Source organism: Acinetobacter sp. RIT698, assembly GCF_009668065.1.
GTDB classification, from domain to species: Bacteria; Pseudomonadota; Gammaproteobacteria; order Pseudomonadales; family Moraxellaceae; genus Acinetobacter; species Acinetobacter guillouiae.
Genome location: NZ_WJYH01000004.1, coordinates 1 through 13092 on the forward strand (window position 1 = coordinate 1; position 13092 = coordinate 13092).

Sequence of the window (13092 nt, forward strand, 5' to 3'; positions counted from 1 at the left end):
TTCAAGATATCAATAAACAGTATAGTTATAAAGATGAAAATCCAGGTGGAAAAGGGGATGACTCCCTTGTTTCTTGTGCGCAATGTGAGGAATATAATGAATTAAAATATATTTACGATAAGAAGCTTCAACCATTCATTGAGGATGGTGAATTTACTAAACAAGAAGCAATTACAGCATTAGAAGAAACTTGCAAAGAATTAAAGAATCCAAGAAACAGGGCTGATTTTTATAAAAAATTATCAGATAAATTGAGTGTGGAAATTAAATAATCCTTTGTTTTTTATATTTATAAATCAAGACCTCAATTCTTATCAAATCGAGGTCTTTCTATTTTATCTATAAGAGCATTTTGTTTTGACAAGAATTGTTGTGTATTTGACTTTTAATATTTTAGATTTGAAATAAAAGTTGCTCATTTCTTAAAAAATGGATAATTTTACGTCATTAGAAAGATCTTAAGACGCAATTTGTCGTTGTAGGGTACACTTGCACTTGTGTAGTCAGACCCTGCGACTTAGCATAAGAACGTAGATACAAAACATTTATTTAGAACGCACTTATTTAGGATAAAAGGTTGTTATGACAAGCCTTGCGCATCATGCGACAGAAAATCGTTCCGTAGCAGAATTTACTGAACAAGCTTACCTCAACTATGCCATGTACGTGATTATGGATCGTGCATTGCCACACATTAGTGATGGTTTAAAACCTGTACAACGCCGTATCGTTTATGCGATGAGCGAATTGGGATTAAAACCAAGCGGTAAGCCGAAAAAGTCTGCACGTACAGTCGGTGATGTATTGGGTAAATACCATCCGCATGGTGACTCAGCCTGTTATGAGGCCATGGTGTTGATGGCACAGCCATTTAGTTATCGTTACCCATTTATTGAAGGGCAAGGGAACTGGGGTTCGCCTGATGATCCTAAATCATTCGCAGCCATGCGTTATACCGAAGCTAAACTTTCTCCTTATAGTGATTTGTTACTTTCTGAATTAGGTCAAGGGACCTGTGATTGGCAAGATAACTTTGATGGTTCAATGAAAGAGCCAGTCAATTTACCAGCGCGTGTACCAAATATTTTACTCAATGGTACCACTGGTATTGCAGTGGGAATGGCAACGGATATTCCGCCACACAATTTACGTGAAGTGGTTAAAGGTACGATTGCTTTAATCCGTAATCCAAACTTAACAGATGAAAAAATTGCAGAATATATTCCTGCACCCGACTTACCGACCAAAGCAGAAATTATTACACCACGTGATGAATTATTAAAAATTCAAATGACTGGACGTGGTAGCTATCGTACCCGTGCAGTATATACCATTGAAAAAAATGAAATTATCATCACTGAGCTGCCATATCAAGTTTCTGGCTCGAAAGTCATCACGCAAATTGCAGATCAAATGCAAGCCAAAAAACTGCCATTGGTCAGTGACTTACGTGATGAATCAGACCATAAAAACCCAACACGTTTGGTGATTGTATTACGTTCAAATCGTATCGATGCCGATGCAGTCATGAGTCATTTGTTTGCGACAACCGATTTAGAGTCGAGCTATCGTGTCAATATGAACATGATCGGTGCTGATGGTCGTCCACAAGTCAAATCAATCCGTCGCATTTTATTAGAATGGATTGAAATTCGTAAGAGTACTGTCACACGTCGTCTGCAATATCATCTGAATAAAATTGAAAAGCGCCTACATATTCTTGGTGGTTTGATCATTGCGTATTTGAACATTGATGAAGTGATCAAAATTATTCGTGAAGAAGATCAACCTAAACCCGTGTTGATGATGCGTTTCAATATTGATGAAGTTCAGGCAGAAGCAATTTTAGAGCTTAAGTTACGCCATTTGGCAAAACTTGAAGAAATGGAAATGCGCCGTGAGCAAGAAGAACTTGAGGCCAGAGCAGCAGTGATTCGTGAACAACTTGCAAATCCAGAGTCATTAAAATCTTTGATTATCGAAGAACTTAAAGATGATGCGAAGAAGTTTGGTGATGATCGTCGTTCACCGGTTGTGCAACGTGAAGAATCACAGGCCATTAGTGAACAAGATTTAATGCCTGCTGAAGCGGTAACGGTGATCCTTTCTGAGGCGGGTTGGGCTCGTGCAGCCAAAGGTCATGATATTGATGTTGAAAAATTAAATTTCCGTGCCGGTGACCAGTACTTAAGTTCAGCACAAGGTAAGTCGAATCAGAAAGTATATATTTTAGATGAAACTGGACGAAGTTATGCTTTGGCCATCAATAGTTTGCCATCGGCGCGTGGTTTAGGAGAACCGTTGAGTTCAAAACTTTCTCCAGCCAATGGTGTGGGCTTTATGCAAGTCCTGATTGAAGATGAAGAAAAAGAAATAGTTGCTGTAAGTTCAAAAGGTTATGGCTTTAAATCGCAAGCTAAACAATTGGATACCAATGCCAAAGCAGGTAAAACATTCCTGACTGTTGCTGAAAATGCGACAGCAATGCCAATCGAAGTCGTTGAAAACCATACTCATTTGGCTATACTCAGCTCAGCAGGACGCCTACTTTTAATTGAATTATCTGACTTGCCAACGCTCAATAAAGGTAAAGGAAATAAGTTGATACAACTTGAAACTAATGAGTCTGTTCAGTTTATGTTAACTTTGAATTTAGATGAAGTAATACAAGTGCTTGCAGGGCAGCAACAATTAAAATTAAAAGGGGAAGATTTACAGAAATATATCGGTAAACGCGCATCAAAAGGTCAGTTGTTACCGCGCGGATATCAAAAAGCAAATAAACTGTTGATTCAAAGATAAAACTAGCATCCTTGGATTGAAATACGTTATATATGCAAAGTGTTCGTGAAAATGGATGCAATATTGAGCACAAAGAAGCCAAAAAATTATGTTCAATATTGAGAAAAACAGTTTAAAACTAAGGATTACTGATTGGAGATTATGGCATTATGGAAAAAGTTTGGTTCGCTGAATATCAAAAAACTGGGATTCCAGAAACAGTAGAATTGCCACAGGAAAATAGCTCTCTTATTGATATTTTTGAGCGTAATTTCCAAAAATTTGGTTCACGTGATGCCTTTATCTTCATGGATAAAGTGATGTCATTCAGTGATCTTGAATTGGCAAGCCGTAAATTTGCAACCTATTTGCAAAGTTTAGGTTTGGCAAAAGGTTCACGTGTTGCAGTGATGATGCCTAACGTCCTTCAGTATCCCGTTGTCGCTTTAGGTGTACTCCGTGCAGGTTTGGTACTTGTGAATGTGAATCCACTTTATACAGCACGTGAATTAGAACACCAACTTAATGATTCAGGCGCTGAAGCGTTGGTCATTGTTGAAAACTTTGCGACTGTTTATCAAGCGATTATTGGTAAAACACCAGTAAAACATGTTGTCATTGCTTCGGTTGGCGATATGTTAGGTACCTTAAAAGGTACTTTGGTAAATTTTGTTTTACGTAAAGTGCGTAAACAAATTCCGGATTGGAATATTCCAGGACATACTAAGTTTAATGCTGCATTGGCAAAAGTAAGTCCAAGCAATTATAAACGTCCAACCATGACACTCAGTGATACTGCTGTACTTCAGTACACAGGCGGTACTACGGGTGTTTCAAAAGGAGCGGAACTTACCCACCGTAACTTAGTTGCAAACTTGTTGCAATGTGACGGTATTTTCCAAAGTAAATTTGGCCAAGGTGATGGCGCTAAAGATGATCGTATCTTCTGTGCTTTACCGCTTTATCACATCTTCGCATTTATGGTTTGTGCGATGTATGGTATGTATAAAGGTCAAGCAAATATTCTGATTCCAAATCCACGTGATTTACCTGCAGTGATTAAAGAATTACGTAAATACCAACCAGGTTTCTTCCCTGCGGTAAATACCTTGTTTAATGCGCTGGTGCATAATGAAGAATTTAGACAGCTCGACTTCAGTAAGTTAAAAATGGCGATGGGCGGTGGTATGGCCGTGTTACCGTCAACTGCTGAAGAATGGAAAAAAGTTACAGGAACCATCATTATTGAAGGTTATGGTTTATCTGAAACTTCTCCAGTCGCAACTGCAAACCCACCTGCAACGACTGAGTTTAGTGGCACAATTGGTATTCCTTTACCACTGACGGATGTTGCGATCTTAGATGATGATGGCAATCATTTATCACAAGGCGAGCAGGGTGAAATCTCGATTCGTGGTCCTCAAGTCATGAAAGGCTATTGGAATCGTCCAGATGAAACTGCAAAAGTCATGACAGCGGACGGTTATTTCCGTACAGGTGATATTGGGATCATGGATACCCGTGGTTATTTCAAAATTGTCGATCGTAAGAAAGACATGATTTTAGTATCTGGCTTCAATGTCTATCCTTCTGAAATTGAAGAAGTGATTGCGCAACATCCTAAAGTGCTTGAAGTGGCTGCAATTGGTGTGCCTGATGAAAAATCTGGTGAAGTGCCAAAACTATTTGTAGTGAAAAAAGATCCATCTTTAACCACTGAAGAAGTTCTTGAATATGCAAAAGAAAACTTAACGGGTTATAAACGTCCGCGTTATGTTGAGTTTATGGATGATTTACCAAAATCAAATGTAGGTAAAATCCTACGTAAAGATTTACGTAAATAATTGAAAAATTAAAGATAAAAAAGCGCCAATAGTGGCGCTTTTTTATCTTCGATGTAAAGTAATCGATCGCTTTATGCGGTGATTTCAACATTTATTTTTTGTGAGAACGAATATACCAACCATCAATATAGGGGCGGCTTAAGCCAACAATTGCTGTAAAGGTTAGCATAGTGCCCATTTGACGCCCTAGCGCAGAAGGATGAATACTGCCATAGCTAAAATAAATATCGATTAAACAGTATACGACAATAGCAGCTAACCAAAAGTATAGATTCATACGCTTTATGCCGACGGCAAAAAAAGCCACCACCAAAACAATGAGCGTTCCCAAGGTGGATTGCCAATTGTAATTTGCACAAATCACGCACAAGAGAAAAGCCAAAATTGGCAATACAATTTTAAGAATACGATCAATCTCCGCTTGTTGATGGCGCTGCTTTTCTAAAACCTCAAACAATTCATTTTGATCTGGTTGCACGTTATTGTCCTCACTACACAATTTTGCAAAACTCTGCATTTAACAAAAAATATTCTGTTCATGCCATGCTATGATAACTCGCATTAACACTTCATGAGAAAAAATCATGTCTGGGATAGATGGCATCATATATTTAATTCTAATTGCCTGTTTACTTCCTTATGTTTTTACCATTATTGCAAAAGCGTCTGGTGGTTTTAAAGCTGCTGATAATCAGAATCCCCGTGAATTTTTAGCCAAAACCACAGGTTTGGCTGCACGTGCCAATGCAGTACAACAGAATAGTTTTGAGAGCTTACCTTTATTTATTGCTGCGATTTTAATGGCAGAGTATATGGTGGTATCACAACATCTGATTATGATGTTAGGTATCGCCTATATTGTGTTACGCATTATTTATGGAATTTGCTATCTGGCGAATATTTCAGCGCTACGTACCATTATTTGGGCTTTGTCCTTAGCTTGCCCAATTATTTTATTGTTATTGGTTATTCGAATCGTCTAAACAGTTTTCGATGAAATTCATTCATTTTGATGATGCAAAATGTATAATCCGCATCTGTTTGCGCAATTTAGCGTTATAATCGACAAGATTTTAAATAAGACCTCACTTGAAAGAGTATCCTATGAGCTATAGCAATATTCCTGCTGGTAAAGATGCACCAAATGACATCTACGTAATTATCGAAATCCCAGCAAATGCTGCACCGATTAAATATGAAGTAGATAAAGATTCAGATGCTTTATTTGTAGATCGTTTCATGGGTACAGCGATGTTCTACCCAGCGAACTATGGTTATGTACCAAATACATTGTCTGAAGATGGTGACCCATTAGACGTATTGGTTGTAACTCCACACCCATTGGTACATGGTTCAGTGATTCGTTGTCGTCCTGTTGGTAAATTAAACATGGAAGATGATGGTGGTATCGATGCGAAACTGATCGCAGTTCCACATGATAAATTGACTCCGCTTTATAAAGATGTGAAAGAATATTCAGATCTTCCTGCTTTATTATTGAATCAAATTGAACATTTCTTTGCACATTACAAAGACTTAGAGCCTGGTAAATGGGTTAAATTGACAGGTTGGGAAAGTTCAGAAGTTGCAAAAGCTGAAGTCTTAAAAGCAATCGAAGCTGCAAAATAAGCCGGATTAAAACGTGGTTTGAATATTGAAAAATATTCAAACCCATAAAAAAACCTGCATGATTCAATGCAGGTTTTTTTGTTTCTGTGGATTTATTCTAAATTAGAAAAATTTCACAGGAATATCTAAGAAAATACGCCATTCATTGGTATCACCAATATAGACAGGATTATACGCTTCACTTGCACGGTAGTAAGAGTGACGTAGACGTAAGCTCGCATCTTTTGCAAAACCACTTTGCATGGTGTATTTCACCTGATTAAAGAATTCACGTTCTTGTGCATCATCAGTTACATTACGGACTTTAATATCCCAACCATAAACAAATGCTGTGGTCCAATTTAAGCCAGCAACACCATAATTGCTAAAGTCTAGGTTATATTGAACTTGAGCTGATTTTTCATGGTTACCAATAAAATCAGACATATAAGAGTTTGGTAGATAAATACTTTGGAAACCGTCAGCATTTTGACCATAGTCATAACCCACATCACCTGTATTTTGTTGGTAAGCCAACATAACAGTGTGCGGACCTTGATTATAAGTAGAAGACAATGCCCAGATATTATTGGTTTTTTCTACGCCTGCTTTACCTGTATTTGCATAATCCGCATCAACAGGGCCTGTTGCAGAATAGGTATTGGCATTTTTATCAAACTTGGTGTGATAACCACTGAAATCAAAAGTTAAAGAACTTTGATTTGCCAATGGGTATTTATAATTTGCATTGATATAATGACGTTCTAACGCATTTTTAGAATCTAAACCGTAATAAGACGCGCTAAGCTGGTCATCAAATTTGTATTTAGCGCCCCAAACAATCGCATCATCTAATTTATTACCATCAGTCTTGATCTGATCAGACATTTGGTCTTTGGTGAATTTACCAGCAACAAGTTCTAAATTTTTAATTTCATGGCTGGTTAATAACGTACCTGTAAAATATTCAGGAACAAGACGTGTTGTATTACTTGCAAGTACAGGTAAGTCGAGCACTTGTGTACCATAACGTACAGTCGTATTTGAGAAACGAGCTTTTACGTTTGCGCCACCACGTGCCCAATGATCATATGGATCAACTCGTCCATTTGCGTCTCTTGCACCATTATTTTTGAGTGCAATCATATTATTGCCAGCATGGTTGTTTGGACCGATTTTAAAAGAACCATCGCCAACTACACCAACACCGAAACCGACGATACCTTGAGTGAAGCCAGAATCTAAGTCAACAATTGCAGTTTGTGCAAATGAGCTTTGATCGTTAATACCATGTTTTTTATCACGAAGAATATAACCTGTACGAAACAATACAGAACCTTTGGCATCTTCAACGAACCCTTTTGCATCACTTTGTTCGCTAGCAAATGTAGGGGATATTAGAACCGCGTTAATTAATACAGCTAAAGTAAGTTTTGGAGCATTCAACATGAATTGCCTCGTGAACGAGAATAGATTGCACTGACTGATCGAATTCAGAACAGATTGTGGATGAATTGTATATTTAATCTATAAAAAGGGAATCTCTTTTGCTTAAAAATATTACATTTCTGTAATGTTTTACACAATATTAATTTCTTTTCTTATGAAAAAAAGTTCTAAAGAATTGTTAAAATACTGATTTTATGTGAAATATGAAATAAGTTGAAAAATATGCTGAATTTATGTCCATGTTTTTTACCAAAAATTTAAAAACACAGTAAAATTCGCCTTTATTTATACGCCCACCCGTTTGTCATCATGAACTCACTTATTTCTAAACTGTTATGGGCAATGCCTATTTGTATCGCGTCGTGCCCGGCATTTGCTGAAGAAGCAAATGTCTTGGTTGAAAATGGTACGATCTCTGGAAATGTGGGACTGGTATCCAAGTACATTTATCGAGGTGGAGTTGAAAATGATGATGTCGCTGTGCAAGGCGGTTTAAGTTATGCACATAAAAGTGGCATCACGGTGGGGTATTGGGGTTCTACACTGAGCTACAACCCTGCAGATGATACGCAAGATCATGGTTTTGAAAATAATTTTTATTTAGCTTATGCTCAAGAAATTGCGCAAAATTGGAGCTATAACTTAAAAACCACTGCATATGTTTATCATAAAGGCGGTACTGTTTATGCTGATCAAGCAGATCATCGTAAAACCACCTATACAGATCTATCCGCTGAGCTGAGTTATAAAAATTTAACCGCAGGTGCTTCAGTGATGTTAGCCGATGCATCCTCTGCCAATGCGGGTGATGTTTATCTAAGCATCGCGTATCGTCATGCTTTGGCTCAAGATTTTATTTTCAACACGGCTATTGGTGCATCTCTATATAACAGTCATCATGATGACAGTATTGTGCAGACAGAACAGGATTTTGCGTTAAGTGAAATGCGCTTGGGGCTCAGTAAAGTCATTGCTAATACAGGTGTTTCAGCTTCATTAGACTATGTAATTGGTGGTAAAGACCGTTTAGGTGAAGATTATAAGGACAATTTGGTATTTGGTTTGACTTATAGTTTTTAAGATGAATATGAGTGAGTTATTTTACTTACCTATTTTATCGAAGTGTATGACCGAAGATTGGGCATGCACTTTTTTTAGGCATTTTTTAAAATGTGTGCTTTTTTTGAGCAAAAGAACAATATGCACCACTAAAATCATCTTACATGAAAAGCGTAAAGCAATATTTATACGCTTTTTATGATAACAATAAAGCACGTTATAGAAAATTTACGCTTAGATTTTTCATACTACTTTGCATTAAAACCATGCTTAAAGTAGGTCAGTATGAATCAGTTCCATCAAGTGATGCTTGAAATAGTATATGTTCAACAACTGAAGAATAAAAAAAATTATCCACAATATTTTAATTTTAAAATATTGATTATAAATAGATTACTGTATATTTATAAATTTTATAAAAAGCTTGAATTTAATCTTGGCATGGCAATTGCTAATTGCTTAGTGAGTTCATCAAATTTTAGCATAACAAATAAACATCGTATGATGGGGGAGCACTTAAGATGAAATTCTCAACTAAAGCACTAACATTGGCAGTTCTATCGTCTACAGCAACAATGGCAATGGCGGAAGACAACGCACTGTCAAAATTAGGTTTAAGCTTTTCAGGTAGTGCTGCCGTAACGAGTGACTATCGTTTCCGCGGTATGACTCAAACTTATAACGACCCAGCAGTACAAGCGGGTTTTACCTTATCGCATAGTTCAGGTTTATATGCGGGTCTTTGGGGTTCAAATGTAAATTTTGGTGAGGCAGATCCACATTTAGAATTAGACCCATCTATTGGTTATACAACAGCATTGGCGTTATCTCCGACCTTTAAACCAACTTTGGATGTTGGTGTTGTTGAATATAATTATCCAAGTGCAACCAGTAAGTTTAACTGGACTGAGTTTTATGCAAAATTAATATTTGCAGATGTCTTGGTTAAAGGCAGTAGTTTATTGACCAATGTGAACTATACCAATGACTGGGCAGCAGTCGGTGGGAACAGTTGGAATTTTAACGTTGGCTATTCAGCTCCATTTGGTGATACTGGTTTTGGTGGGCTTGCAAATGTTGGCTATACCACAATGGATAAAAAAGCATTAGCTGATGGTAACGACAATTATGTCGACTGGAAAGTCGGGGTGAATTATGCAGTTAAATCTATTCCAGGAGTAACTGCGGAACTTGCAGCAGTGGGAACCAATATTGATACTGATGGATTCACTAATTCTGCGAAACGTGGTGTTGAAACAGGCGCTGTGTTTACTTTAACTAAAGCGTTCTAAGCGCAAATTAAAATACATAAAGGTGACCTTGAGTCACCTTTATTTTTTGCGATTTTGAAATCAAATTAGGCTTTCACTTCAAATGCTGGATGATATTTTACCGTTCCTTGTGGAATGCTTTGGTCAAAGCTAAGGGCTTGAAAATATTCAGCAGGCACACCTTCAAGGATCAAACTTTCATGTGGTTGAAAGCCAAATTTGGAATAATAGGCAGGATCTCCAAGCACAACACATCCTGCGGCATTGAATTGTTGTAACTGCTGTAATGCGTGTTGGATTAAAGCTTTACCAACACCTTGGTGTTGATATTCTGGTGCAACTGAAATTGGACCTAAACCATACCAATGTTGTGCACCAGAAGAAATTTCAACAGGTGAAATTGCCACATGCCCAATAATCTGTTCATCCAATTCAGCAACAATGGAAATGGTTAATTGATTTGCATCCCTGAGTGCATTGACGATCAAGTGTTCAGTATGGTCGGTATGCGCTGCATTTAGAAAAGCCAGTTGAGTGAGATTGAAAATATTTTCAATGTCGTCTGCATGTTCGTTGCGTAAGGTTAAATTTAGCATGTTATTTATCTTCTATACGTCATAGCTTGGATTCTAAGATTGAGTTCCCCGATATGACAAGGCTTCGGTTAAATGGGTACTTTGGATTTGCTCACTTTGAGCTAAATCTGCAATGGTCCTTGAAACACGTAAAATACGATGATACGCCCGCGCAGATAAATTCAAACGTTGTTGTGCCATTTCGAGCATTTGCTTGGATGTTTCATCTAAAATCACATATTTTTCTAAGTCTTTTGGCGATAAGCTGTGATTTAAATGCCCTTGTCTTTGGATTTGAAAGTCACACGCATCAATTACCCGTTCCCGTACTGTTGCTGAATCTTCGACAGGTGTTTGATCCTGTAATTCTTGTGTTTTTAATGGTGGCACATCGATATGGAGATCAATACGATCCAATAATGGACCTGAAATTCGGTTTTGATACCGTTTAATTGCTTCGGCAGAACATTGGCAGCGACTGTCTTGGTTAAATGCATAACCACAAGGGCAGGGGTTCATTGCTGCAATCAATTGAAAGTTTGCAGGAAATGTAATTTGGCGTGATGCTCTAGAAATAACGATTTCTTTAGATTCAAGTGGTTGCCTTAAAACTTCGAGCACTTTTTTGTCAAACTCAGGCAATTCATCTAAAAATAGTACACCTAGGTGCGCCAGCGTAATCTCTCCAGGTTTTGGATTTGAACCGCCACCGACAAGAGCGATTGCAGACGCGGTATGGTGCGGGGCGCGAAATGGGCGCTGTCCAAAATGGTGTTTAGTCTTGGCAATTGAATAAATGCTGGCAACTTCAAGATTTTCTTGTGGATTTAAGGCTGGCAAAATACTCGGTAAGCGAGAAGCTAACAGGGTTTTACCTGTACCTGGTGGGCCTTTAAATAAAAGAGAGTGTCCACCTGCTGCTGAAATTTCTAAAGCGCGCCGCGGGCGTAATTGTCCTTTGACATCTGCCAAATCAAATTTGTAGGCATTGTTTTGCTGTACTTTTTGCCGAACAGTTACATCAATTTTTTGTAGGTTTAAGAAATGCTCACAGACTTGTTTTAAGTGCTGTGCAGCAAACACCTGAAACTCAGGCAATTGCGCTGCTTCTGCGGCATTTTCCTGTGGCAACATCAATTGATGCTTGGCCATTTGACATGCCATCGCAATGGTTAATGTTCCTGTGCTGGGCCTTAAGTGCCCATCCAGTGCCAACTCACCAATAAACTCAAAATGATCTGTGACATTTTCGGGAAGTTGCCCTGTGGCAATCAAGATACCAAGTGCAATGGGCAGATCTAAACGAGAGCCATCTTTGGGCAGATCCGCAGGTGCGAGATTGATGGTTAAGCGTTTGCTTGGGAATTGATAACCACTGTTAATGATGGCAGATCGAACGCGATCTTTACTTTCACGAACTGCAGCTTCAGCTAAGCCAACAATTGTTAAAGAAGGAAGCCCTGCACTAACATGGACCTCAACTTCAATTAAAGGTGCATGTAGCCCGAGCAAGCCTCGGGTATAAATTTTTGCTAAAGACATTGTTGTTTTCCACTTGTGCTTTATTTTTAATCATTATTATATTTTTTGCACCAATAATGTGCAAATTTAGTTTACTTTTTATCCTGCATCAGTATCTCAAGTGCTTTGACCTGTTCTTGTAAATCGGTCAAGCGTAAATTGGCATTATTTAGTGCAGTCTTTTGGCGTTCAATTTCGTCTTTTGAAACGATATCCATTTTAGAAATGGCTTCATTAAGTAAGGCGCGTAAATTATGTTCTATGTCTTTTTTAGGCTGATCGACCTGTTCTAAAATTGCTTGTAATAATGTTTCAATCATGAGGAATCCAAATGAGTAATGTTCTTTGCCTAGTGTAACATCGCGTATTCATTTTATTTAAGTAATTTTTTATCCGATGCTTAAAGCATGATGTCTCCTATAATTTAGCAGTGAAATCTAAAAAAACACGCAATATTATGTGTTTTTTAAAGTTGCAACTTCACCTAAGTATATACAATAGGTTATAAAGGCAATGCATGTTGATTGAATTAATCACCCCAACCATTAATAAGATTGGCATGAAAATTGAACATAAAACCTTACTGGTGAAATAAGCCGAAGGAAAACAATATGAAGCTCGTAACTGCAATTGTAAAACCGTTTAAATTAGATGACGTGCGTGAAGCACTGTCTGATATAGGCGTTCAAGGGATTACCGTAACTGAAGTTAAAGGTTTTGGTCGTCAAAAGGGGCATACTGAACTTTATCGTGGCGCTGAGTATGTTGTTGATTTTCTGCCTAAAGTGAAAATCGAAATCGCAATCAGTGATGACATGGTAGATTCAGTGATTGAATCTATTACACGCGTTGCTAGCACTGGCAAAATTGGTGATGGAAAAATTTTCGTGACTAATTTAGAGCAAGTAATTCGTATTCGTACAGGTGAAACAGGTCCAGACGCTGTTTAATTTGGCACGAAGATTGCTGGTTATGTATATCAAT

At 37.8% G+C, this 13092-nt stretch carries 13 protein-coding genes; 8 read left to right on the top strand and 5 right to left on the bottom strand.

The features are described 5' to 3' along the window. From GJV03_RS21390 to GJV03_RS02595, 3 genes are all read left to right on the top strand, one after another. Nucleotides 1–272, top strand: a 272-nt coding sequence (locus GJV03_RS21390; protein ID WP_171501827.1) for a hypothetical protein, incomplete at its 5' end; no start/stop codon positions are given. Nucleotides 273–582: 310 nt separating this feature from the next. Beyond that, nucleotides 583–2802 (top strand): DNA topoisomerase IV subunit A, encoded by a 2220-nt coding sequence (parC, locus tag GJV03_RS02590; protein WP_004725262.1) that lies wholly within the window; start codon nt 583–585, stop codon nt 2800–2802. Between the two features lie 149 nt (nt 2803–2951). Then, the gene (locus tag GJV03_RS02595; protein WP_004725264.1) at nt 2952–4625 is read left to right on the top strand and encodes a long-chain-fatty-acid--CoA ligase; all 1674 of its coding nucleotides are present in this window, start codon (nt 2952–2954) and stop codon (nt 4623–4625) included. A 91-nt stretch (nt 4626–4716) separates the two neighbouring features. Here the strand turns inward: GJV03_RS02595 and GJV03_RS02600 are convergent, their stop codons facing one another. After that, on the bottom strand, nt 4717–5103 hold the full coding sequence (locus GJV03_RS02600; RefSeq protein WP_354666823.1) for a hypothetical protein: 387 nt from the start codon (nt 5101–5103) through the stop codon (nt 4717–4719). Between the two features lie 106 nt (nt 5104–5209). On the opposite strand from GJV03_RS02600, the gene GJV03_RS02605 reads away from it, so the two are divergent. Then, the gene (locus tag GJV03_RS02605) at nt 5210–5608 is read left to right on the top strand and encodes an MAPEG family protein (protein ID WP_004725268.1); all 399 of its coding nucleotides are present in this window, start codon (nt 5210–5212) and stop codon (nt 5606–5608) included. A 121-nt stretch (nt 5609–5729) separates the two neighbouring features. Continuing rightward, entirely contained in the window at nt 5730–6254 is a 525-nt protein-coding gene (ppa, locus tag GJV03_RS02610) for an inorganic diphosphatase (protein ID WP_004725270.1), read from the top strand. Nucleotides 6255–6356: 102 nt separating this feature from the next. Here the strand turns inward: ppa and GJV03_RS02615 are convergent, their stop codons facing one another. Further along, the gene (locus GJV03_RS02615) at nt 6357–7682 is read right to left on the bottom strand and encodes an OprD family outer membrane porin (RefSeq protein WP_151956290.1); all 1326 of its coding nucleotides are present in this window, start codon (nt 7680–7682) and stop codon (nt 6357–6359) included. A gap of 309 nt (nt 7683–7991) precedes the next feature. Here GJV03_RS02615 and GJV03_RS02620 point away from each other — a divergent pair, with 309 nt between their 5' ends. Both GJV03_RS02620 and GJV03_RS02625 read left to right on the top strand, forming a co-directional pair. After that, nucleotides 7992–8762, top strand: a complete 771-nt coding sequence (locus GJV03_RS02620; protein ID WP_154129403.1) for a TorF family putative porin — start codon at nt 7992–7994, stop codon at nt 8760–8762. A 500-nt stretch (nt 8763–9262) separates the two neighbouring features. After that, nucleotides 9263–10033, top strand: a complete 771-nt coding sequence (locus GJV03_RS02625) for a TorF family putative porin (protein WP_151956293.1) — start codon at nt 9263–9265, stop codon at nt 10031–10033. Nucleotides 10034–10098: 65 nt separating this feature from the next. Here GJV03_RS02625 and GJV03_RS02630 read toward each other — a convergent pair whose 3' ends face one another. The 3 genes from GJV03_RS02630 to GJV03_RS02640 form a co-directional block, all read right to left on the bottom strand. Beyond that, entirely contained in the window at nt 10099–10608 is a 510-nt protein-coding gene (locus GJV03_RS02630; RefSeq protein WP_154129404.1) for an N-acetyltransferase, read from the bottom strand. A gap of 33 nt (nt 10609–10641) precedes the next feature. After that, nucleotides 10642–12129 carry a YifB family Mg chelatase-like AAA ATPase gene (locus GJV03_RS02635; RefSeq protein ID WP_154129405.1) on the bottom strand — a complete coding sequence of 496 codons (1488 nt, stop codon included), beginning with the start codon at nt 12127–12129 and terminating at the stop codon, nt 10642–10644. Between the two features lie 71 nt (nt 12130–12200). Continuing rightward, complete coding sequence (locus GJV03_RS02640) at nt 12201–12428, bottom strand: accessory factor UbiK family protein (protein ID WP_154129406.1); 228 nt, start codon at nt 12426–12428, stop codon at nt 12201–12203. 291 nt (nt 12429–12719) lie between these two features. Here GJV03_RS02640 and glnK point away from each other — a divergent pair, with 291 nt between their 5' ends. Continuing rightward, nucleotides 12720–13058, top strand: coding sequence for a P-II family nitrogen regulator (gene glnK, locus GJV03_RS02645; RefSeq protein WP_004725283.1), 339 nt, complete (start codon nt 12720–12722; stop codon nt 13056–13058). Nucleotides 13059–13092: the final 34 nt, after the last annotated feature.